This is a genomic window from Acinetobacter tibetensis, from assembly GCF_023824315.1.
Classification (GTDB): Bacteria; Pseudomonadota; Gammaproteobacteria; order Pseudomonadales; family Moraxellaceae; genus Acinetobacter; species Acinetobacter tibetensis.
The window spans coordinates 1,614,097-1,638,464 of sequence record NZ_CP098732.1 but is presented as its reverse complement, the minus strand read 5'-3'; the positions used below and the strand labels follow the sequence as shown (position 1 = coordinate 1,638,464).

The following is a 24,368-nucleotide window of genomic DNA, read 5'->3' as shown; positions in this document are numbered from 1 at the left end:
AAAGATACGATCTGTTACATGCTTTATGTTCTATTTAGCAACAAAAGCATTTGTATTCTTAGACAAGATTGAACAAAATAATCTCCGAAACATGGTTCATAGGAATAACAATGTCCAATAAAGGTTATCGCCAATTTTATCGTCAACTCACACAGAAAATTCTAAATAAAGTGGTGAGTCCACAAGTATTAGGCACGACCTCTGAACTGGAACAGCAATATTCAGCTTCGTCCAACACCCCTATTTGCTATGTATTACAAGATGCCTCGCTCAGTAATACTGTACTGATTGATCATGAAGCGCAAAAGAGACAGCTACCTTCAGTCTATCAGCCCTTAAAGATTGGAACGGTTCAAGAAGAAGATTCCATTTTAGTTTTGAATGAAAAGAACCATCTTAAACAAGGATTACATTATCCTGAAAAACTTATTCATTTAATTGAAGTTCTGGATAAAAACCCAGAATTGGATGTCGATTTAGTGCCTGTGACTATGTTGTGGGGACGTGCACCAGAATACGAAGATTCTTGGTATAAAGCCTTATTTGCTGATGCATGGTCAACACCATCTCCACTCAAACAAGCCATGAATATTTCATTGTATGGTCGTGAAAACTATCTAGAGTTTCATAAGCCACTTTCCTTAAGAAAGTTACTTACTGAAGCAAAGGAAGTGAGTCCAAATTTCTCGCCTGCTCACCACATAATGAAAGAGCTGAATACCAACTTTAATAAATATAAAGAGGCAATTTTAGGGCCAGACTTATCAGACCGTCGTAATGTCATTAATAACCTTTTAATTAGTGATGGCGTTAAACATGCCATTCGAAAAGAAAGTATTGATGAAAATATCAGTATGTTTGAAGCTGAAAACCGTGCACGTCATTATTTAACTGAAATTGCGTCTGACTTTTCCTATTCCACGTTACGCTTTGGCTATCTTGCTTTAACCAAATTATGGACTCAACTTTACGACGGCATTGAAGTTCATAACTTTGATACAGTACGTGAATTGGCTCAGGACTATGAAATTGTTTATACCCCCTGCCACCGTAGCCATATTGATTACTTATTGCTGTCTTATGTAATTTTTAACCGTGGTTTGATGGTGCCGCACATTGCCGCAGGTATTAACCTGAATTTACCGATTGTAGGTCAACTCTTTCGTGGTGCGGGTGCTTATTTTATTCGCCGTAGCTTTAATGGTAATGAACTGTATACTTCGGTATTTAAAGAATATTTACATAGTCTACTAATGCGTAATACCCCTTTAGAATATTTTATTGAAGGTGGACGTTCACGTACGGGGTTATTGTTACCAGCCAAAAAAGGCATGTTGTCGATGACCATTCAAAGCCATTTAAGAGGGAATTCCAAACCTATTGTTTTTATTCCGACTTATTTTGGCTATGAAAAACTATTGGAAGGCACTTCATACTTAAATGAACTCAGTGGTAAACCCAAAGAAGCTGAATCACTTTGGGGAATTTTAAGTTCAGCGCGTAAAATTGAGAAAGTGTTTGGTCAAGTGTATGTTAACTTTGGCGAACCTATTTTTCTGGATGATGTATTAAAACAGCAAGATGCTGAAAAAATTAAACTAAAACTCAATGATAAACTGCCTGCTTCAGTGGTTAATACAGTCGATCAAACAGCACAATCGATTTTAGAAAATATCAATAAAGCTGTGGTGATAAACCCGATTTCTATTATTTCTTTAATTTTACTGAACGCACCAGAACATCAATTGACTGAATCAAGTTTAGTTACGGCGCTTGATCAATATCGGAAATTACTGCAACACAACCGTTATGATGATCGAATGATTATTTCTGAACTTTCTAGTGCAGAAATCATTCAATACGCCTTAAAGTTAAAGCAAGTTGAAATCCATCATCAAAATTCAGAAACATGGGTTCGCGTTGCTGAGAGCCAAAAAATTCTATTGAGCTATTTCAGTAATAACATTCTGCATTGCTTTATTTTACCTGCTCTGGTTGCACGTATTATCCAACATTATGAAAAAATTGAGGTTTCTCAGTTAATTCAATTGGTACAGTCTTTATATCCATTTATTCAAGAAGAATTCTTCTTAAAATGGCAACCAGAAGATGTCGAAATGCAGATCTACGCTATTTTAGATCATTTTGTGGATTCGCAATGGATTGAGCGTGATGCAACGCAAGTCGCGCAATTGCCAGCCCATGTCGCAGGATTACAAACGCTTGCAGCGTTGTCTGAGCGTAGCTTAAATAACTTTATTGTGATGCAGAGCTTAATCACTCACTATGCAAATACGCAAACCTTCTCAGAAAAAGTGTTTGAGAAAATGGCAAAAGCCGCATTGCAGCAATTAAGTCAAAACAAAGTCATTACTCAAGGCTACTATTTTGACAGTGCTACTTTAAAAGGCTATTTAACGACCTTGAAAAAGCTAGGACTTGCCGAAATTACCCGTGAACATCTGCTACTAGCTCCAGATTTTGTACCCCAAATGCAACATCGTTTAGCATGGTATGCGCAAGATCACCAAGATGCATTTGATCATGCAAGCCTATTTAATGAAAAAGAACTTAAACATTTCTATGACAGTGTAAAAGTAAAAAAAAGTTAAGCGCCATCAATTACAGCATGTAATTTTAATCAAATTGCATGCTGTAATCAGCATTACTTATAAGAAAATCTGATAATTGTTTTCATTAAAAACCATCTAGATTGAAATTTTAGCTACATGTAATCTGCACATTGTACGCTTATAATAGTGAGCTGATTTTAATGAGATGTACCAATGGAAAATGATTTTGAAATTACATCGATGCGAAATTCCGCTGAACATGTGGTGAGTATTTTAAAATCACTGGCTAATACGGACCGTTTACTCATTTTATGTCATTTGGCAAAACAAGAACTGAATGTTTCGCAAATTGAACAAATCACACAAATTACCCAGCCTACGCTGTCTCAGCAACTCATGATGTTAAGAAAAAGTGATGTGGTTAGCACACGCCGTGATGGCAAACAAATTTTTTATTCGATTAAAGATGAAAAATTAGTACAGGTGCTGCAAACCTTATATGAATTGTATTGTACCAAGACTGTATTAAGTTAAATAAAATCATTATTCTATTTTCTTTCTTCTTGTGATTTCTGTGCATAATATATTCAAAATTACGCTTTAGATCAGCCTATGTCTAATTCAAAGAAATCATACTCAAAATATTTTCCAGCTTCTACTTGGCTTGCAGAATACAATTTTTCCAACTTTAAATCTGATCTGCTTTCCTCGGTCATTGTAATTGCCATGCTGGTGCCACAAGGCATGGCATATGCAATGCTCGCAGGTTTACCTCCAATTACAGGCTTGTATGCCAGCATGTTGCCCATGATTGTTTATGCATTCTTTGGCAGTAGTCCGACACTTTCGATTGGCCCTGTGGCCATTATTTCGATGATGACCTTTGCCACACTGACGCCATTTTTTGAGGCAGGTTCAGAAGCATATATTCAAGCAGCCTGTTTACTAGCAATGATGGTCGGGATTATTTCTTTCTTATTGGGCATCTTTAAATTTGGTTTTCTCATCCAACTGATCAGCCACCCTGTCATCCATAGCTTTATCATTGCATCGGCTTTACTCATTGCTTTGGGGCAAATCAAGTTCTTACTGGATATACCACTACAATCCAATAACATTCTTGAACTGATCGTTAGCTTTTACCACCATGCGAACCAAACACATTGGGGCACTTTGCTATTTGGCGTGGCAGCCATGCTGTTCTTAATTTATATACCCAAATTGCTAAACTTAGGTCATATCCAACAACGGTTTAAATTTTCAGGCTTTTTGATTAAAGCGATACCGCTGCTTCTCGTGGTTTTGTCTATTACTTTGGTTTCTGTTTTACAACTTGAAAATGTTGGAATTAAAACGGTAGGTGCAATCCCATCTGGCTTCCCACCTTTAAGTGTTCCGAACTGGAGTTGGGATTTAGTGCTACAACTTCTACCTGGCGCAAGCATGATTGCCATGATTAGCTTTGTCGAATCACTTTCAATTGCTCAGGCAACAGCGTTACAACAACGTAGCGCTTTAAATAGCAATCAGGAACTGATTGCTCTCGGGCTTTCCAACTTGAGTGCAGGCATAAGCTCTGCTTTTCCAGTCACTGGAAGTTTGTCACGTACCGTCGTAAATGCCGATGCTGGTGCCAAAACGCCAATGGCTGGTATTTTATCGTCCTGTTTTATAGTGGTTGTCAGCTTATTCTTTACTGGATTTTTTAAAAACCTCCCTTTAGCTATTCTCGCTGCAACGATTATAGTTTCAATTTGGAAATTAGTTGATTTAAAACCCTTTTTTGAAACATGGCATTATTCTAAAGCAGATGGTATTGCCATGTGGATTACATTTTTTGGGGTGATTTGCATCGATATTTCTACAGGATTAATTTTAGGGGTTATTTCAACCTTTCTGTTAATGCTCTGGCGTATTAGTCGTCCGCATATGGCTGTCATTGGATTGGTTGAAGGTACACAGCATTTTCGGAATCAACAACGCTATCCCGTCAAAACAGTAGACACGATTCTTTCCCTGCGGATTGATGAAGGTCTGAACTTTTTAAATGCCAGTAGTTTTAAAAGCTTCTTTATTAATGCGGTCAGTGAAAAGAAACATGTGCAATTTGTAATCGTAAATTGCTCTGGAGTAAGTAGTATTGATTATAGTGCCTTGGAAGTATTAGAAGAATTAGATGCCGAACTGCATAAACTCAATATCGAACTACATCTTTCCGAAGTCAAGGGACCTGTAATGGATAAACTCATTCATTCCCGACTTTATGAGAAGTTAGATGGACGTATTCATTTAACCCATTACCAAGCCATTCAGGCTTTAAATCCAGAATTTTTAAGTTTAACTTGAAAAGCTAAGTAAATAATTTCAAAGCTGTTATTTCAGATGAACGACATTCTAAAATCAATTTTTTGCAATAAAATTCGGTTTTTCCTCGTTTTAAATCAGAAAATATCAACTTTAAAAAGAATAAGTTAGTTTTTATATCAAAATATCTTTTATCCATTTTAAATTTTAGGTATAGAATTGCACACTTAATTTTTAACTCTCTGCCCTCGTAATACTGACAAGGCTAACCTATGTTTTCAGCTTTTGCGCGTTTAAGTTTAGTTACGCGAATCCTCATCGCCATTATTTTAGGGATGGTCGTTGCCTTTGTATTCCCTAATGCTGCTCCTTATTTGAGCCTTTTAGGTGACTTATTTATTAAGGCCCTAAAATCCGTTGCGCCTATTTTAGTTTTCGTTTTGGTCATGGCATCCATCTCCAATTTTAAAGTTGGACATAGTGCAAACCTTCGCCCAATTATGATCTTATATGCAGTGGGCATGTTGCTAGCTGCGTTCAGTGCTGTGGCTGCGAGCTTGGTTTTCCCAAGTACTTTATTTTTGGACGTTCCGGCACAAGGTGAATTACAACCACCAGGAAATTTGGCAGAGATTTTAAAGAATTTACTTTTAAGTTTTATTGCAAACCCTGTTACAGCAATTAGCGAAGCCAACTTTATTGGTATTTTAGCTTGGGCGATTGCACTAGGTGTAGCTTTCCGTCACGCACATGACAGCACCAAAGTGTTTATTGCAGATGCGGCGAATGCAGTGAATCATGTCATCCGTATTGTGATTAACTTTGCACCAGTCGGTATTTTTGGTTTAGTCGCTGTAACTTTTGCAGATTCTGGTTTAAAAACCTTGTCTGCTTATGCGCATCTTTTAGCGGTATTGCTTGGAACAATGTTCTTTGTTGCGTTGGTGATTAACCCAATTTTGGTTGCTTTAACAACTCGTCAAAATCCTTATCCGCTTGTATTGCAATGCTTACGTGAAAGTGGGATTACTGCATTCTTTACCCGTAGTTCGGCTGCAAATATTCCAGTCAATCTTGATTTAGCAAAACGCTTAGGAGTAAATGAAGCTACAGCCAGTGTTGCCATTCCTTTAGGTGCGACAGTCAATATGGCAGGTGCATCAGTGACCATTACGGTATTAACTTTAGCAGCAGTTCATACTTTAGGTATTTCAGTTGATTTTACCACCATGATAATTTTATCTGTTGTGGCTTCAATCTCGGCTTGTGGTGCATCGGGTGTTGCAGGTGGCTCATTATTGTTAATTCCAGTTGCATGTGGTTTATTTGGTATTTCTTCTGATATCGCAATGCAAGTGGTCGCTATTGGTATGGTTATTAGTGTTCTACAAGACTCAACTGAAACTGCATTAAACTCATCTACAGATGTTTTATTTACGGTAGCAGTTGATCGTGCGTCACGTTAATATTATTTTATAAATAATAATTTAGACATTTATTGGATGGTTGTATCGCGATATGCCATTTCAAACTTTACCGTTTTGGATGCAACTAGGGGCATTCTTTCTCGCAATTAATGCGGGCATGATTAACGTACTCGGACTGGTGACAGTATTGCACCAGTCTGTTTCTCACATGACTGGAAACGTGAGTATGTTATCGATGGCAATTGTCCATTGGGACCCTGCTTCAATTCTCTATCTCCTTCTGGTTATCCTCTGCTATGTCGCAGGGTCTTGCTATAGCGGACTTATACTTGGAAATAGCACGTTCCAACTGGGTCGACGCTATGGTGTTCCACTGAGTCTAGTTGCTCTCTTTATCCTACTGTGTTGGCTCATTTTGCCTTATTTACCGCGTTATGCTTTGTTGTGGGCTTGTGCGGCTATGGGAATCCAGAATGCAATGGTCAGCCATTATAAGGGGACTATTATTCGTACCACCCACTTATCTGGTGTTCTCACCGACTTGGGGCTTGCCTTAGGCTACCGATTGATCGGTTTAAAAGTTGGGCGGCGGCGAATAATTTTGCATTTACTCATTTTATTTGGCTTTCTGCTAGGTGGACTGGTTGCAAGCCTGATTTATCCTTATTTAAAATTAAACGCGTATCTCATTCCAGTCGCTTTAAGTTTCTGCTTAAGTCTGGTGTACTGGATCATTTACTTTCAATATCGTCATCATTAACCCTTTTGGAATTTATTATGGTTAAAAATGCTTTACAGGCACAGTTATTAAAAGCGGGTCTGGTAGACAATAAAAAGGCAAAAAAACTGTCTAAACAGGCGGTGCATGAGCAACGCACTGGACAAAATGACGATGCTGATATCAAAGCAAAAATTGCTCAAGACAAACAAGATAAAATGGCAAAAGACCAAGCTCTTGAGCAAGAAAAGAAAAGTATTTTACAAGAGAAAGAATTAAAAGCTGCAATTGTGCAAATGATTCAACAACATAAAATTAAAGATGTTGCTGGTGATGTGGTCTATCAATTCATTGATGAAACCAAAATCAAAAAAGTGTATTTACAGCAGCAAGTGTATAACGCATTGGTATCTGGCAGTTTAGTGATTGCGAAAGATCTAGACAGCTATGCATACTTGCCTAAAGCACTGGCAGATCGTATTAATGAAAAAATGACGGGCTTCATTATTGTGAACAATTCTGAAAAGAATGAGCAAGTGACAGATGAAGAAGATCCTTATGCAGCTTATGTCATTCCAGATGATTTAATGTGGTAATCAAAAGGGCGTCATGATGACGCCCTTTTTAGTCTGAAGTTCAAGGGTTAATGTTTTAGAACTTCATCGTTGCTTTTAATACCGCCTGACGCGCATCACCTTGTGAAACCGTTAAATTGCTGACACTGGCTGTGTAATAGGTCGTATCAAAGAGATTATCGAGATTGAATTTAAAGTTAATATCTTGCTTGGCAATTTTGGTGTCATAACTAACAAAAGCATGAGCGACCGTATAGTCTGGTAAAGTAAAGCTATTTTCAGTATCGCCTGCTCGCTTACCAACATAATTACCACTCACTCCCATGCGTAAATTGCCATTGCCTAGTTGTCCATAATCATAGGCAAAACTTAAAGAAGCGGTATTTTTGGCCACATTATTTAAGCGATTGCCAATTAAATCAGTATCTTCATCCTGTAATACCTTGGCATCTGTATAAGCGTATGTGAATGTAGCATCAAGCTGATCGGTAATTTGACCAGTCAGATCAAATTCCAAACCTTTAGACCCCACTTCACCAGAGGTATGTAACTCATTCTCACCCGTTGTAGTGTTGGTTACACTGGCCAGTACGTTGCGTTTTTTAATGTCATATAAAGCAAAATTGGCCTTTAGACGATCATCTAATTCATATTTCAAACCAACCTCATAGGATTTGGCTTTTTCAGGTTGTACATCTGAATCAATTTGACCGCCACTTAACGGCGCAATTGAAGAGTTTGGTTTCAATGACTCAGTATAACTGGTGTATACAGATAACTGATCATTCCATTTATAGACCAAACCTGCACGTGGTAACCATGCATCATCATTGGTATTGGTGTTAATGCTGAAAGGTCGTCCCCGTCCTGCCATTTGCTGATAATGTGTATATCGACCACCTAAAACGGCAATCCACTGATCTGTTAAATGAATCGCATCTTGTAAATAGAAGCCATAAGTGTGCAATTTATCAGTTTGTTCACTGGCATTCGTATCAATAGTGCTAGATGCAGTCACTTTGCCAAAAACAGGATTTAAATAATCAAGTGTGCTGTTTTCACCTCGAACCATGTTTGGTCGATAATATTTTCGGTATTCGATATCAGAACCAATTTGAAGGTCATGTTTAAATCCGAGCGCATTAAAGTGCCCTTCTAAATACGCTTGGCCTGCACTATCAACACTTTCTGCGCCCAATGTGCCATCAGTCCGTCGTGTAACTGTATGATTACTGGTATTCAGTTTGGTAATACGTAATTGATTCGCATCATAAGTCTCATAATTATAGCTATAACCCAAATGTCCTGACCATTGATCATTGATTTGATGATCTATACTCAACTGAGCCAGATGATCTTCACCATTGGTTTGGTTAAAAGCTTCATCTAAACGCGTGTATTTTGAAATAGGCAATGCCTTATTGGTTGTCGGATCAAAAACTGTCGCACGGTCAAAAGGCACATCAAAATCACGATATTGATAGCTTAGATTCACTTGAGTTTGACCGTTATCCCACGCCAATGAAGGTGCAATTAAAGTTTGCTGGTTATAACCAAAATTGCGCCAATAATCTTGGTCTGAATAATCTGCAATGAAACGGTAAGCAAAATTACTCTGACCAATAGCACCTGTGGTATCCACGCTACCACCTAAACCATTTTTTCCATTTCCAAAGCTTGAACCATAAATAGAAACTTCAGATGCTTGTTCACGTTGTGGTTTTTTCGTCACCACATTGACCACGCCACCAGGGTCCATAATGCCATATAAAAGTGATGCTGGTCCTTTCAGTACTTCAACTTGATCAACTGCAGCATTCATTGCACGACCTTGTACAATTGGCATACCATTAATCATGATAGAACCATCACGGTTATCACCAAAACCCCGTTTCATTACCGTGTCTTGAGTCCCCGCCAAAGTGTTGCCTTGCGTAATCCCACTGACTTGAGTCAATGCTGCATCTAAAGTTGCAGGCTTAAAATCTTCAATATATTGGTTTGAAACCACATTCACCGTTTGCGGTGTTTCTAAATTCTTTTGTTTTCCCTTTAAGGTACTTGCAGTTTGCTGCCCTATTTTCTTATGTTCCGATTGTTTTGCAGTTAAATGAATGGTTTCTAATATTTCAGATGTCTGTATTTCGGCTGCATAAACCCATATTGGGCTGAGTGTAGTGGTCAATCCTAAAAAAACTTTAATGCTTAGGCTCAGTGGATGTAATGATTTCACTAGGTTGTAAACTCGATTTTGGGAGGAAATACTTTAAATTTGCGGCACATTCTAGCGCCAGTCATCAATAATGAGAATACTTATTATTTATCTTATGTAAATATTTTAAATAAATCTCTATATTTGTTTAATTATTTTAATCAAAATAGAAAAATTCAGGCGGTTTTTTAGCCTTTAGAGACTCTTGAAAAAATTATGGTGTGTTTAAGAAATGTTATTCAACTTCATTCTGAAGCTGTTAATTTATAAAATATAAATCGATTAAAAATTGGAATTGAGGAAAACTTTGGAGCATTTTACTTTTATTGAACGTATTACAGCGTGGTCAAATCAATATGCTTGGTTAGATATGTCTTTATCTTTAAGCCTATTGATATTACTCGCGATTTTAACCAATTTTATTGCGAAAAAAATTGTTGTTCGCGGTATTCGTAAAGTCATCTCCAAACTAAAATTTACCAATCACGATATCGTGACTCAACATAATGTCATTCGTAGAATTGCCAATATTGTTCCTGCCATAGTCATCATGAATGGTATTGTGACAATCCCTCATTTATCCGTGAAAATTATTAGCTTGGTACAAATGGCGACACAAGCTTTTATTTTTTTCACCTTCGCGCTTGCCATCGGTGAAAGCTTAAATATCTTTAATGCGATTTATCAACGCAATCCCAAATCCAGAAACAAGCCGATTAAAGGCTATTTGCAGTTGGTGAAACTGGTCATTTTTGTGGTCTGTGCTTTGATGATTATTGGCACATTCTTGAAAAAAGATGTCTTTACACTACTCGCTGGTTTTGGTGCGATGGCAGCCGTATTGATGTTGGTGTTCCAAAATACCATTTTATCCTTGGTGGCTTCTGTACAAATTTCATCTTATGACATGGTTCGCATTGGAGATTGGATTGAAATGCCTTCGTTAAATGCAGATGGTGATGTCATTGATATGTCATTACATACAGTCACCGTTCAGAACTTTGACAAGACTTTTACCACCATTCCCACCAATAAACTTGTGACGGATACCTTTAGAAATTGGCGTGGTATGGCACAAGCAGGTGTACGTCGTATAAAACGCGCGATCTTTATTGATCAGAGTAGCGTACACTTTATGAATAAGGAAGAACAACAGAAATTGAAGGAATTCTTACTCTTAGATCAGTATTTAAATACCAAACAAGAAGAAATAGAAGAGTTTAATTTGCAACTCTCAAATCAGGCCGTTTATAACCAACGTCGTCTGACTAATTTGGGGACGTTTCGCGCCTATGTTGAGTTTTATTTAAAACAACATCCAGGTATTGCACAAAATCAGACCATTATGGTGCGTCAATTACAACCAACCAGCGAAGGTCTACCTCTGGAAATTTATAGTTTTGCCAATACTACGGTGTGGAAAGACTATGAAGCCATTCAGGCTGATATATTCGATCATTTAATTGCAATTTTACCTGAGTTCGGTTTAAGAATTTACCAAGCGCCTTCAGGTTCAGACATGAACGTTTTAGCACAACATTCAGTACATGCACCGAATGACTATCTGCTAGACCGTACTAAATCCCATATTTAATCATGCATCCCCTTACTTTTTGTGAGGGGATTTTTTAACTCAAATGTACTATTCAAGGAAACAGTAAAAATACTTGATTTAAGTTATTCTACCTGAAAATTATTCACTGGCTTCGGCATGTTCACAATAATCAAAATATTCTAATTTAAAACTTTCTACAGCTTGCTGCTTTTGGGTTTCGTTGAGAAGTATAGGTAAATCATAAGCATCTTCTACAATTGCCTCATACAGCTCTCTTGCCCCGTCTTCATATTCAAGAGCAATACTTTTCTGGAGGCTGAGCGGAACTTCATCTTGTCTTTCTTGCATCACATTCCCTGCAACAATCGCAATTGCTTGGCAAAAGCTAATGTTATCTTGAACAGATGCAAATACCGCTCCAGAATACAAACAACAGCAACACATTATTATTTTTTTCATAATGCACCTGTTTTATGTGCTTTAGTCACATTTTAACAAGCAGAGTGTGAAGCTGCTGTAATTTCTTGTTGGACTAAAATAAAAGTATTGCCTTCTTATTTTGTTTCATAACTTTAACTAACGCTTGCTCATTACAAGCTTTAGGGCAAATAACAAGAAAATAGCTCCTGTAATTTGATCTAAGCATCGCACAATCTTTGGCTGTTTAAGAAACCTAGAAATTGGCTGCATCATAACAATAAGTATGCTTAACCACAGGAACCCTAACACAACATGTATGGCAACCAGTCCCATAATCCAAATAAATGGGGTTACATCTTTTGGAATGAACTGCGGTAAAAAAGTGATATAAAAAAGCCCAACCTTGGGATTAAGAATATTGCAAAAAAATCCTTTTAAGAACCAATTAGTTGTTCTTTGTATGTCCATGTTGTTTTCTAGATTACTACGTGGCTTGACCAACAACTTTAATCCTAGCCAAGCCAAATAAGCAGCTCCAATCCATTTTAAGACATTAAAAGCAAGTTCAGAGGTTGCCAATAATGCCCCCAACCCACATGCAACAACTATTCCCCATACCATGCACCCGAAGTTAATGCCTAATGCCGTTTGAAAAGCCTTTTGACGGGTTTCAAGTGTGGCTGTACGAATAATTAACGTGGTATCTAAACCTGGGGTAATGGTCAAAATAACGATTGCAATTGTATAAGGGATGAGTATTTCAAGCATGTCTAATCTAACTTAATTTTTTAAGTATGAGCACAATCAATAGTGGATTCATCCATATTTAGCAAGCATTTTGCTTAAGCCCCTAATATAAATGGATACCAAGGCAAATTCTGTAAGAGAGATACAGGAAACCGTAGTTACAACAATTAATGAGCTCTCACCTCATGCTAGGTGCCATTTGTGCAGTCCTGGATATCTTTTTATAACCCAAACTAATACAGACAATTCACCCGTGAGAGTTTTATCGGCTTGTACCCGAAAAAATTCAGGACATCACAATACTGAAAAATATGAATTACCACTAAAATTATTATGCAGACACTTAAATTCAATTAAAACCTAAATCATTTAAAATAAAAAAAATATGTTTTATCAAGTAGCTAATGTAATTTATATTTAAAAAAAATTTAAATAACTTCATCCTAATTAATCATATATTTTTATTTAAAATCACGCATTTTACAATGAAAAAAAATGTCACATGAAGTGGCTAGCTTTATAATGATAAATATGTAAATTTATCATTAGCTCATTTTAAAATGGATGGATTTAGCATGGCTAATCAAGAAAGTGATCAACATAGGCAACAAGAAATTGATCAAGAGCTCGAAAAAAAACAGCAAGATCAGCAATATCATCAAAACAAACAGGATCAGCAACAAAAGCAAGCTCATCAACAACATCAACACTATAGACCAGATCAACAGCGCCAACAAAATCAGAAGGATTACGAAGATATACAACGGAAAAAAGATCAAAAAAATCAGTAAAATGTTCACTGATGTATAAAAAAAGCCCCAATATCTTGCTGAGGCTTTTTTTATACACCTGAGTATCTCAGAAATCACCTTTATCGCCATTTGGTATAAGTGTTCTCACTTCAATCATTTCAAAGCATTTTTCTCATAGTTGAAACAGGATAAAAGTCATTTATTTAAAAGCTTGCCTTGTTACCAACGTATGATTCACCTGATGAATATACATCCATTAGCACTACATGCTTTACATATAGCTTTGATGAAAGGTCAATACAAACAATATTTATGGATTGACTCAACGACATTAACTGTCTATAAAAATCAGCGGATTCAACGACATAAATCCCTAGCAGCAATTGCAACTGTAACACGTGGAAAAAGTTCCATGGGGTGGTTCTTTGGCTCTAAGCTACGTTGAATGATGAATTCGTCAGGAGAGATTGTGAGTACAGCTTTATCGAATGGACATACAGCAGATATCAGAATGGTTGAGCAATTAGTCGGAGGATTAGAAGTTAAACTCTATGCTGATCGAGAATATATTAGTCAGGAATTAAAGAGCAGATTAAAAGTACAAGGCACTGATTTAATTACTTATCATCGAAAGAACATGCAATCTATACTGTGCTCAAAAGCAGATGAACACCATCTGAAACAACGTAATAAAATAGAAACTTTATTCAGCTTGCTGAAAGGGACTTACAATCTAGTGACGACTAGAGCCCGAAGTGTTACAGGCTATTTAGCGGGTATTTATACATTTTTATGTGCATACCAATTAAATCACCGAAATAAGCCAACCATTCAAATTATAGAATCATTGGCTTAAACAGGATTCGGGGTAGATTAATAAATCAGGTCTACCTAAGTAGACCTGATTCAATGTTTTTTGAAGAGTGGATAAAGCTGAAAATAAAATTAATGCGTATTTGTTACTTCCCAAACAGAAGTTACGTCAGCACCGTCTATGACAAAATCAACAATTAGACCATCAATAGGTAAATTATTAGGATCGTTCCATTGCTCCACCGCAAAATAGAACCATTCACCACACTCATCACGAATCATGCCCAATTGTGTTTGGGAATCGTATCGTTCTACACATCCTCTCATATTGTCACCTTTATTATTGATTCAATTATTTAAGTTAACAATTACAGGGTATTAAAGTTATCAATAAGCCTGTATCGATAAAAATTTTATCATTTTTTTCCAAAAAAATACGACTCTTTGCACATTTTTCTAATAATTATTGACGGAGTATTCTATATTAAAATATATTTTTATAGAAATAACCGATCATTATTTTTCAATTCAATTCCCCGTTATTTCACTTGAAAATAGTGTTTATCCGTAACCAAAGTAATTCTGAGTTTTTTATAAAATCTACAGATTGGATTTTCATTTCCTTTCATGATTTGATCTGCGAATTTATCATCTTGCATGAGTACCGCATAAGTTTTATAGCCAAAAACTAACTCGCTTGGTATTTTTCCAGTTTGTGTAAATTCGTCAATTTGCTTGTTTATTTTCTTTACAGATAAATCATTCATGTGTTTTTAAAGTTTCGGATTAGGCTTACTTTTTTATAATTGAAAAACATGACAAAAATGTGAACATCAACACCATCCGTGTTAGCTGACTTTATGATGGTGCGTTAGATTGATATGGATTACAATGAATTCAAACAAATTTCGGTTGTACTTTTACATATGAATTTAGGACAAATGAACGTTTTCATCTTCCTAATCCGTTATCTTTGAAAATACAATCCCGACTTTTTTCTTGTGAAAATTTTATTTATCTTATTGTTATTTCTAAATTATGCAATTTTACCAAGAGGTTAATATTAATGCTTAGATGGTTCGAAAAGCGTGTAGATCCCTATCCTAGTCAAGGTTTAAAAGATCCACTGCCTACAACTTTCTTTGCATTTGTCTGGAGTGCATCCAAAGGCATACGTCCTTACCTGCTTATTTTAGTGCTTTGTACCGCAGGCGCTGCAAGTTTTGAAGCCTTGTTGTATGCCAAAATTGGCGACTTAGTCAATTGGCTCAGTAAAAGTCAACCCGATACGTTTTTGGCACAACATCGACAAAATTTAATGCTTCTAAGCATGATATTGCTGGGCAATATCTTTTTTGCTAACTTTCAGTCCATTATTAAACACCAAATTCTATTTAGCAGCTTCCCAATGCGTCTGCGTTGGAAGTTTCATAATTTATTATTACAGCAAAGTCTTGATTTCTTTCATAATGATTTTGCAGGGCGACTTTCTTCCAAAGTCATGCAAACAGCCCTTGCGGTGCGTGAATTCTGGATGATTTTAGGCGATATGCTGGCTTATGTTCTGATCTACTTCTTTACAGTCAGTATTGTACTCGGCTCAATCTCCCCATTTCTGATTATTCCCCTATTGGTCTGGTTGGCTTTATTCCTGCTCGCAGCGTGGTATTTCATCCCTCGACTCAGCAAAATTTCAAATGAACAAGCCGATGCTCGTGCGGTCATGACCGGTCGAGTAACCGATGCCTATACCAATATTCAAACGGTAAAGCTGTTTGCTCATGCTGGTCGTGAAAGTGAGTATGCCAAGTCATCCATGCAAGAGTTTATGCGAACAGTATATAAACAAATGCGATTGGGTTCAGGTTATGAAATAAGCATTAACTCACTCAGTATTGTACTTTATGCAGGTGTACTTGGAACAGCTTTATGGTTGTGGATGGAAGGTCGTGCAGAGCTGGGGATTATCGCTGCAACTACCGCCATGATTTTAAAACTCAACAGTATTGCCGAATTTATGATGTGGCAAACATCTGCTTTATTTGAAAATGTCGGCACTATTCAAGATGGTATGAAAACATTAGGGCGTCCTATTAGTATTCAGGATAAACCGAATGCAACTACGCTTGAGGTGAAACACGGCGAAATTAAGTTTGAAGATGTCTGTTTTGCCTATAATGAAAAAAATGTCATTGATCACTTTAATCTCACCATACGTCCAGGTGAAAAAATTGGTATTGTCGGGCGTTCTGGTGCCGGAAAATCTACGCTGATTCAATTGTTATTACATTTCTATACCATCAACCAAGGTCGTATTTTAATCGATGGACAAAATATAGAGGATGTAAGCCAAGACAGCTTGCGTAAAAGTATTGCCTTAGTCACGCAAGATACATCGCTATTGCATCGTACCGTTGCAGAAAATATTAAATACGGACGCCCAGATGCCAGTGATGCAGACATGTATGATGCCGTTCGTAAAGCCAAAGCAGAAGACTTTATTCCACAACTGACCGACCTTCGTGGTCATAAAGGTTATGACGCTTATGTCGGCGAACGTGGGGTAAAACTTTCGGGTGGTCAACGTCAGCGTATTGCAATTGCACGAGTATTCTTAAAAGATGCCCCTATTCTGATTCTTGATGAGGCGACCAGTGCTTTAGACTCTGAAGTTGAAGCTGCAATTCAGTCCAGTCTGGATGATTTAATGCAAGATAAAACGGTTATTGCAATTGCACATCGACTTTCTACCATTGCACAAATGGACCGTCTGATTGTCTTAGATCAGGGCCGAATTGCAGAACAAGGTACGCATGATGAATTGGTTGCCTTGAATGGTATTTATGCGCAATTATGGCAACGCCAAACTGGCGGTTTTTTAATTGAACAACATGAACTGAAAAATAAGGATAGTGCTTGATGTTGTATTTGGAAGATCTACACGTCGGTGATCGCTTTAAAAGCCGTGCTTATGAAATGACTGTCGACGAAATTAAGCATTTTGCGCATCAATTTGATCCGCAACCGTTTCATACCAACGAGATAGCGGCAGCTAACCATCCTATTTTTAAAGGATTAGCTGCCAGTGGTTGGCATACTTCTGCGGTAACCATGCGATTGTGGACAGAATGTTTTCCTGTAGCGTATGGCTTAATCGGTTCCGAAGCTCAAGTCCGTTGGCCTAGACCCACCCGCGCAGGTGACCAGATTCATGTTGAGGTAGAAATAACTGAAATTAAACCGTCTAAATCCAAACCTGATCGAGCTATTGTGAGTTACACCACCGAAACACTCAATCAAAATGGTGAAGCGGTATTACTGGGCAATACCAAAATTTTAGTGTTTAGTAAAAACTATCGACCTGATCTTTAAAAGATGATGATTCTAAAATCACACATGATTTTAGAATCAGCTTTGTTCGGTTTGTCGAACAATTTATAAGGCACCTGCTTCTGTTTCATGCCAATATAAAAACTGATTGATATAACAACATTAAACGTGCAATGGATCGCGCATGAATACTATTTCGTCTAGACAAGACCAAGGAATTCCTGGAGTCTATGGTCTGTTACTTTTAGATGTCGTGTCACGCTGGGGTTATAATGCAGATACTTTATTTGCCCCGTTTCAACTCAATAGTGAAAAATTAGCGGAGCCAGATTTTCGAATCTCGACTTCAGTCGCCAATGCATTACTTCAACATGCCTTGACCCTGACAGGTGAATCAACACTTGGTTATCATTTGGGTACGCAAATGCGTATTTCTATTCATGGTTTTATTGGTTATGCCATTATGACCGCAAATGATATTACCGATGCCCTTGTCCTCGCCAACCGCTTTGTGCAATTAAGATTGCCCTTCTTACAAATCTATTTTTCTACTTTTGCTGAAAAAGCAACTTTGCAGCTCAGAAGTGATGTCAATATAGAACCCTTACGTTCAGAAATTTGTATTGCATTAATCATTGGTATCATTTCTATGGCCAAAGCCATTACAGGGGTAACAGATTTAGGTGGTGAGATTGATTTTGATTTCACCCAACCTGAAGGTTTTGAACGCTATATTACTAAGTTCCCAAATCATCAATTTCGTTTTGATCAACCTCATTTATTGATGAGCTTTGACAAAAAATACCTCGCATTGAAAATGATGAATGCTGACCCGATTGCGAGTCAAATTGCAATTAACCAATGTGAAGCCGAACTTTCGGCTTTAGGTGAGCGCAGACGGCTCTCTATGGCGGTTCGCGACATTTTGACGCATTCAGAGCAGCATTATTTAAGTATTGAAAATGTGGCCTATCGCTTACATATGTCTGATAGAACCTTGAAGCGCCAGTTAGCGACCGAAGGAACCTCTTTTTCAACGATTGTCGATGAAGTACGCTATCGACATGCAACGTCGCTACTCTCCCGAACGGATTACACCCTTGAACAAATTGCAGATGAACTGGGCTATAGTGATGTTGCCAATTTCAGTCGTGCTTTTAAACGTTGGAGTGGACGTAGCCCAAGTAATTGGCGTAAAGATCCATACCTATAAGCCTTTTGTTTTTATGTAAAAACATGTATAAAGCATGACAAAAATAAATGAATACTTTTAAGGAGTCATCATGAATCATCCTTCAGATTTGAAATATGCGAGCACGCACGAGTGGGTGAAAATTGAAGGTGATCTTGTTGTAACTGGGATTTCAGACCATGCGCAGGATGCCTTAGGCGATTTAGTTTATGTCGAAATGCCAGAAGTGGGACAACAAGTGACTGCTGGTGAACAAGCAGGTGTTGTTGAATCTGTGAAAACAGCTTCTGACATTCATGCGCCTATTTCTGGGGTTGTCGTAGAAGTAAATACAGCACTGGAAGATGATCCTGACTTTGTCAATGATGCACCCTATGGCAAAGGTTGGATTTATAAAATCAAACCAAATAACATCGATGATGTAAACACATTGTTGTCTAGTGCGGACTATGAAGCAGGACTCTAAGTTATCCTTGTTTCTTAAAAATCAGCTTTCGGGCTGATTTTTTATATTTAAAACCTGCCAATATCAAATAACGATAATTTTATTAAATATAAAAGACATTAATATAAATAAATATATCAAAATATCAATTTACTTTATTTTTCATCTTTACTTGGTTATGATTAAACCTCATCTTCATGACCTTGGTATGCTCAGGGAATACATAAAAATAGTGATAGCCACATTGTCATGATTCCCTTTCTACTTCTGGGTCAATTATGTCGCATTCATCTACAATTCAGCTTTGGAATAAGTCTTTTATACTGTGTCTAGCCAATAACTTATTTCTATTTATCTTTTATTTTGCGCAAACCACAATTCTGCCCATCTATATTTTACAAGACTTACATGGCAGCCTTGCTCAAGCAGGATTGGCCATGACTTTATTTATGGCATCTTCTATTGCGGTACGCCCTTTCAGTGGATTAATCATTGAAAAGTTTGGTCGAAAAAAAACACTTTTTATCTCTGAGCTTCTGTTCTGTTTATTTTCCGTTGCCTACATCTTTGCAGATAATCTAGAGGTTTTACTCTGGCTACGTTTTTTACATGGAATTTGGTTTAGTATTTTAACCACAGTCACTGTGCCTATTGCCAACGAATTCATTCCAGATTCACGCCGTGGCGAAGGTATGGGCTATTTCGTCATGTCAGTCAATTTGGGCATTGTCTTAGGTCCACTCATTGGTTTATCACTCATTCAACCATTGTCCTATGCTGTTGTTGCAAGTATTCTCGCTGCAATTGTCTGTCTCGGTTTTATCTTCTGTTTTTTAATCCCCATTCATACGACGACTTCGAACACGCTAGCTCCACAGAAAAGACAACTCTCGATTCATGATTTTATTGAGAAGAAAGCGCTGCCTGTTTCTATTATGGCGATGATGGTTTCATTTGCTTATACCAGCATTATGTCATTTATCTCGACCTATTCCGCATCGAAAAACTTACTTGCTTATGCCAGTCTATTTTTTATTGTTTTCGCAATTTCGATGATGAGCCTACGCCCTTTCACTGGAAAAATTTATGACCGTAAGGGTCCAAGCTATGTCATTTACCCAGCTTTAGCTTTGTTTTCAGTGGGTCTTATTGTATTAAGCCAAATCAATAGTTTAATTGGATTTATGTTTGCAGCTATTTTTATTGGTATGGGATTTGGCTCTGTGCAACCCTGCCTGCAAACGCTGGCTATTCAACGCGCTGCACCTCAACGGATTGGTCATGCAACATCCACCTTTTTCACTTTTTACGATTTAGGCATTGCATTGGGTTCAATACTTTTAGGTATTTTAATCACAGCACAGGGTTATAGCATGTCCTATCTCTTATGTGCGGTCATCGTATTACTGAGCTTATTGTTTTATAAATTCTGTGTGGTCACTACAACAAAATAGCATACAAAAAATTAAGCCCCTGATTTCAGAGGCTTTTTACAATCAATATTTTATTATTGTAGTTTTCTTAATTGTTGTGCAGCTTCTAACAATAGGTGTTCAGTTTGTTCCCAACCAATACAACCATCTGTTACAGACTGACCATAAATCATGTCGCATGAAATCTTTTGATTCCCTTCGACCAAATGACTCTCTAGCATAACCCCACGAACATTTGTTTGCTCACGCTCACTCACAATTTGACGGAGCACTTCTGACTGCAATTGTGGCTTCTTATTGCTATTACCATGGCTACAATCGATCACTAAAGCAGGTAAAACCCCTTTGGTTTTGGCCTTAATTTTGTTGATTTCTTCTGCCTGATAGTTCGGACCTGTATTTGAGCCACGTAAAATTAAATGTGCAAGTGGATTACCATGAGATTGAAGCATACAAGGTAAACCTGACTGACTCATTCCCAAGAATTGATGCGCATTTGAAGCCGATTGAATGGCATCTAACGCAATTTGAATTGAACCATCCGTACCATTTTTGAAACCAATGCTGTATGGCATTTGGCTCGAAATTTCACGATGAATTTGTGATTCACTGGTGCGAGCACCAATCGCTCCCCATGCCAATAAATCATCAAAATAAGCTGTAGCCATTGGGCTTAAAATTTCGCTCGCAATTGGCAAGCCCATTTCAATAATGTGTAAATATAACTGACGAGACTGTTCCAAACCTGATTGTAAATTCGATGAACCATCTAAGTCAGGATCGTACATAAAACCTTTCCAGCCCACTGTGGTACGTGGTTTTTCAATATAAGCACGCATGACTAGAAAAATTTGATCAGAAACTTGCGCTTGTAATTGTTGTAGTTTTTGCGCGTATTCCAAAGCTGCGACAGGGTCATGAAGGGAACATGGTCCTGTAATCACCAATAGGCGTGAATCTTCACCAGATAAAATATTTTGAATAATTTGACGATGTTCAGCAATCTGAGCCGCAAGTAGTGCAGAAAGAGGAAGTTGTGCTTTGAGTTGCTGAGGCAAACTCAATAGAGCTTCTTGTGTATTCGTTTGATGTTGTAGTGCAGTATTTAAAGCATTCATTGGTCTTTCCTTTGGACTGTTGTTCAGTCCGATCTTTTATTTGTGCGTTTTGGGTCTATGGGATGATAAGGATTGAGTCATAAGCTGACTAAAGTAAAACCAATAACCGTTGCTAAAATATGAAGTGTTAAATGCGTACATGTGAATCTCCTAAAAAAATTATAAAAAACAAAGCATAAAAAAACCTGACCGGGGTTGCCGATCAGGTATCAACTGGTGGGCAACCTTTATTTTGCCCAAACGCATTCAGGCAATTAGCTAAACTGCCAGAAATAAAAATAAGCGTTTGCGATTAAAGGTTGCTTTAACATCTTTGTTTCATCAAAAAAGTATCTGAAATTAAAAATACGCCTTATTACTGCCTTTGACAACCTTTATTTTAGGAATAATAGTTATGTCTAGAGCAACTTTTACTTATCAATCCATTGAATGATCGAGATTTTAACCCCATCGCTTCAATTTCTTTTGCATAGTCAGTTTCAACTGCTCCTTCCAGTCATTGGGTAATGAACATTTGGCGAGTCGAACCCAAACGCTTGCAAACTGTTTGGTGAAACTGGCTTCATTGTAATGAATTCCATACTCGGCACATAATGCTTTAATTTTTGGAGCTACTTCTGCATAACGATTGGCAGGCATGTCTGGAAATAGATGGTGCTCAATTTGATGGCTTAAATTCCCACTTAAAATATGTAGCCCTTGCGTACCCGAAAAATTACTCGAACCCCGAATTTGGCGTAAATACCACTCTGCCCGAGTTTCATTTTCGGTATTGTCTAACTCAAAGGTTTCTGCATCTTCGGTAAAATGTCCATTAAAGATCACTGCTGATGCCCATAAACTACGGATCACATTGGCTACGGCATTGCCTGCAAAAACTGGAATGGCATTTGGTCCCGCAATCAATGGAAAAAAGACATAGTCTTTAATCACTTGGCGCGTTACTTTTTTGCGTAATTTGATTGAATCTTGCCAAACTTCACGCCATGTTTTGGTTTTATATGCCAGTACATCTTCCAAATGTAAATTTTGTACGCCCACATACCATTCAAAAAAAATCATCAGTTGAATGGCTAAAGGAATGTTGAATAAAAATCTTGGCTCCCAAGCTTGGCTTTCACTTACTCGAATTAGGCCATAGCCGACGTCGTGGTCTTTTCCAACAATATTGGTATAAGTATGATGAACATAGTTATGGGTATATTTCCAATCATCGCCTGTTGCGATGGTATCCCAATCATAGTTTGCACCATTTAGGCTTGGGTCATTCAGCCAGTCAAACTGACCATGCATCACGTTATGCCCCAACTCCATATTTTCAACAATTTTAGAAATTCCCAACAGCCCTGTCCCCAATAACCAAACAGGTGGTAACCAGCCAGCGAACATCAACATACCGCGTGAGGCAATTTCACTATAGCGGACAAAATTTCGGATTTTATAGATATAAGCAGCATCTGGTTCACCTAAACTTTGCATCGTTTCACGACGAATGGCTTCGATCTTTTCTCCAAAGGACTGAATTTCTTCATCTGTTAGATACTGAGATTTGCTATTGCTTTGGAAATTAACGGGTTTATTCATTTTATTTGTCCCTACATTAAACTTTTATAAATTAATCACAACTGGGCTAATCGCCTGTGAAATGCACAGTTTGATCTGAGTATTACGCTGCTCATCAATTTCGCCCGTGAGCACATTTCGAACTACCCCCTGTACTTTGGTGCAAGAACAAGTATTGCAAATTCCCATACGGCAGCCATGTGCGGGTTTAAGCCCTGCTTTTTCTGCACTTTCCAACAAATTATCTGTGGCTAAAAACTCTTGTTGTGCACGGAGGAAAGTCACAGGTTGCGCTTCGAGTGTTTGATCAATCTGGATCTTAAAATATTCTGTCTTGAGCAAATGCGAGATGCTTTGATCAGCATAAAGCTGCTGCACATGCTTCATCATATTATTCGCACCACAGGCATAACACTCGCGCTGTTGATAGTCTGGTACGAGCTGCTGAAGTAGAGATTCACTAAGATATTGCTTATTTTTCAATGTGTTAAATGAATGATATTTAAACTGCGGATATTGTGCTGCTAAGGCTTCTAGTTCTGCATGGTAGGCATTATCACGCGTAAAATATATCAAATCGATAGGATGTTCTGTGCTTTTCAACGCCTGTTTGACTAAAGCATAAATGGCGGTAATACCACTTCCTGAGGCAAGGAATAAGCTTGCTTGACTCGATTGCGGTTTAAATACAAACTCGCCCTGAGCTTGAGAGATTTCAATGACTGCGCCTAAAGCTAAGTTGGTTACGGCTCTTGAAACAGAGCCCTGTTGTTTTATGGTAATCAGCACATCACCATTGTCGAGGATGTCGACTATAGAATAACTGCGCTGTTGTCGAACACCTGCGATCACAACTGTGAGCAGCAGGCTTTGCCCTGCCTGAGCTATCTCAGGTCTAAAGTTTTGATTTGGTCGTAACTGTAACTGAATAAAATCATCACTCAATGCTTTACGTGCAATGAGTTGAGCCTTAATTTTTTTCCACGCCCAAATTGGATGAATTTTTTCCGCGATAAAATCGACAAAGTCTTCGCGTATCCACTCTGGCTTATATTGCACATGATTTCCCATAATTATACCCATCTGAATCAATCTATATTTTTATACAACTGTCTTTTATTGCTGAGTTTACAATAAATTTAACTGTTGTAGTGCTCTATGTCAGATGAGGACAAAACATATCATTTGGCA

21 protein-coding genes and 1 pseudogene are annotated in these 24,368 nt (G+C 37.7%); 14 read left to right on the top strand and 8 right to left on the bottom strand.

Annotated elements, in window-relative coordinates; translation table 11 throughout:
• Positions 1-110 precede the first annotated feature (110 nt).
• The 6 genes from plsB (at position 111) to M5E07_RS07945 (ending at position 7,618) form a co-directional block, all read left to right on the top strand.
• Complete coding sequence (gene plsB, locus M5E07_RS07970; RefSeq protein ID WP_252223548.1) at positions 111-2,612, top strand: glycerol-3-phosphate 1-O-acyltransferase PlsB; 2,502 nt, start codon at positions 111-113, stop codon at positions 2,610-2,612.
• 174 nt (positions 2,613-2,786) lie between these two features.
• Positions 2,787-3,107, top strand: a complete 321-nt coding sequence (locus M5E07_RS07965) for an ArsR/SmtB family transcription factor (protein ID WP_116761168.1) — start codon at positions 2,787-2,789, stop codon at positions 3,105-3,107.
• A gap of 78 nt (positions 3,108-3,185) precedes the next feature.
• A complete protein-coding gene (locus tag M5E07_RS07960) occupies positions 3,186-4,919 on the top strand; it encodes a SulP family inorganic anion transporter (RefSeq protein ID WP_252223546.1) in 1,734 nt (577 codons plus the stop codon).
• Between the two features lie 230 nt (positions 4,920-5,149).
• The gene (gene sstT, locus M5E07_RS07955; RefSeq protein WP_252223544.1) at positions 5,150-6,343 is read left to right on the top strand and encodes a serine/threonine transporter SstT; all 1,194 of its coding nucleotides are present in this window, start codon (positions 5,150-5,152) and stop codon (positions 6,341-6,343) included.
• Positions 6,344-6,395: 52 nt separating this feature from the next.
• Positions 6,396-7,064 carry a YoaK family protein gene (locus tag M5E07_RS07950; protein ID WP_252223542.1) on the top strand — a complete coding sequence of 223 codons (669 nt, stop codon included), beginning with the start codon at positions 6,396-6,398 and terminating at the stop codon, positions 7,062-7,064.
• A gap of 17 nt (positions 7,065-7,081) precedes the next feature.
• Positions 7,082-7,618: a DUF2058 domain-containing protein gene (locus M5E07_RS07945; protein ID WP_252223540.1), complete on the top strand. Its 537-nt coding sequence runs from the start codon at positions 7,082-7,084 to the stop codon at positions 7,616-7,618.
• Between the two features lie 55 nt (positions 7,619-7,673).
• Here the strand turns inward: M5E07_RS07945 and M5E07_RS07940 are convergent, their stop codons facing one another.
• On the bottom strand, positions 7,674-9,830 hold the full coding sequence (locus M5E07_RS07940) for a TonB-dependent siderophore receptor (RefSeq protein WP_434087799.1): 2,157 nt from the start codon (positions 9,828-9,830) through the stop codon (positions 7,674-7,676).
• A gap of 286 nt (positions 9,831-10,116) precedes the next feature.
• Here M5E07_RS07940 and M5E07_RS07935 point away from each other — a divergent pair, with 286 nt between their 5' ends.
• Positions 10,117-11,403 (top strand): mechanosensitive ion channel family protein, encoded by a 1,287-nt coding sequence (locus tag M5E07_RS07935; protein ID WP_116761155.1) that lies wholly within the window; start codon positions 10,117-10,119, stop codon positions 11,401-11,403.
• A gap of 99 nt (positions 11,404-11,502) precedes the next feature.
• Here the strand turns inward: M5E07_RS07935 and M5E07_RS07930 are convergent, their stop codons facing one another.
• On the bottom strand, positions 11,503-11,823 hold the full coding sequence (locus M5E07_RS07930; RefSeq protein ID WP_133243154.1) for a hypothetical protein: 321 nt from the start codon (positions 11,821-11,823) through the stop codon (positions 11,503-11,505).
• Between the two features lie 117 nt (positions 11,824-11,940).
• Positions 11,941-12,552 (bottom strand): LysE family translocator, encoded by a 612-nt coding sequence (locus tag M5E07_RS07925; RefSeq protein ID WP_252223537.1) that lies wholly within the window; start codon positions 12,550-12,552, stop codon positions 11,941-11,943.
• Between the two features lie 554 nt (positions 12,553-13,106).
• Between M5E07_RS07925 and M5E07_RS07920 the strand changes: the two genes are divergently transcribed.
• The gene (locus M5E07_RS07920; RefSeq protein ID WP_252223535.1) at positions 13,107-13,322 is read left to right on the top strand and encodes a hypothetical protein; all 216 of its coding nucleotides are present in this window, start codon (positions 13,107-13,109) and stop codon (positions 13,320-13,322) included.
• A gap of 58 nt (positions 13,323-13,380) precedes the next feature.
• Positions 13,381-14,139: pseudogene (locus tag M5E07_RS07915) on the top strand (IS982 family transposase); the annotation flags it as partial.
• Positions 14,140-14,228: 89 nt separating this feature from the next.
• Here M5E07_RS07915 and M5E07_RS07910 read toward each other — a convergent pair.
• Positions 14,229-14,423, bottom strand: a complete 195-nt coding sequence (locus tag M5E07_RS07910) for a hypothetical protein (RefSeq protein ID WP_116761147.1) — start codon at positions 14,421-14,423, stop codon at positions 14,229-14,231.
• Positions 14,424-14,635: 212 nt separating this feature from the next.
• A complete protein-coding gene (locus M5E07_RS07905; RefSeq protein ID WP_252223533.1) occupies positions 14,636-14,863 on the bottom strand; it encodes a hypothetical protein in 228 nt (75 codons plus the stop codon).
• 299 nt (positions 14,864-15,162) lie between these two features.
• On the opposite strand from M5E07_RS07905, the gene M5E07_RS07900 reads away from it, so the two are divergent.
• The 5 genes from M5E07_RS07900 (at position 15,163) to M5E07_RS07880 (ending at position 20,517) form a co-directional block, all read left to right on the top strand.
• Positions 15,163-17,016: an ABC transporter ATP-binding protein gene (locus M5E07_RS07900; RefSeq protein ID WP_252223531.1), complete on the top strand. Its 1,854-nt coding sequence runs from the start codon at positions 15,163-15,165 to the stop codon at positions 17,014-17,016.
• Positions 17,016-17,468, top strand: coding sequence for a MaoC family dehydratase (locus tag M5E07_RS07895; protein ID WP_116761140.1), 453 nt, complete (start codon positions 17,016-17,018; stop codon positions 17,466-17,468). Before M5E07_RS07900 ends, M5E07_RS07895 begins: the two co-directional genes overlap by 1 nt.
• Positions 17,469-17,610: 142 nt before the next feature.
• Positions 17,611-18,639 (top strand): AraC family transcriptional regulator, encoded by a 1,029-nt coding sequence (locus M5E07_RS07890; RefSeq protein WP_252223529.1) that lies wholly within the window; start codon positions 17,611-17,613, stop codon positions 18,637-18,639.
• Positions 18,640-18,709: 70 nt separating this feature from the next.
• On the top strand, positions 18,710-19,084 hold the full coding sequence (gene gcvH / locus M5E07_RS07885) for a glycine cleavage system protein GcvH (protein ID WP_116761136.1): 375 nt from the start codon (positions 18,710-18,712) through the stop codon (positions 19,082-19,084).
• Positions 19,085-19,341: 257 nt separating this feature from the next.
• Complete coding sequence (locus tag M5E07_RS07880) at positions 19,342-20,517, top strand: MFS transporter (protein ID WP_252223527.1); 1,176 nt, start codon at positions 19,342-19,344, stop codon at positions 20,515-20,517.
• A 53-nt stretch (positions 20,518-20,570) separates the two neighbouring features.
• Here M5E07_RS07880 and M5E07_RS07875 read toward each other — a convergent pair whose 3' ends face one another.
• From M5E07_RS07875 to M5E07_RS07865, 3 genes are all read right to left on the bottom strand, one after another.
• Entirely contained in the window at positions 20,571-21,614 is a 1,044-nt protein-coding gene (locus tag M5E07_RS07875; RefSeq protein WP_252223525.1) for a 3-deoxy-7-phosphoheptulonate synthase, read from the bottom strand.
• 441 nt (positions 21,615-22,055) lie between these two features.
• The gene (locus tag M5E07_RS07870; RefSeq protein ID WP_252223523.1) at positions 22,056-23,198 is read right to left on the bottom strand and encodes a fatty acid desaturase family protein; all 1,143 of its coding nucleotides are present in this window, start codon (positions 23,196-23,198) and stop codon (positions 22,056-22,058) included.
• Positions 23,199-23,222: 24 nt separating this feature from the next.
• The gene (locus M5E07_RS07865; protein WP_252223521.1) at positions 23,223-24,248 is read right to left on the bottom strand and encodes a flavin reductase family protein; all 1,026 of its coding nucleotides are present in this window, start codon (positions 24,246-24,248) and stop codon (positions 23,223-23,225) included.
• Between the last annotated feature and the right edge of the window lie 120 nt (positions 24,249-24,368).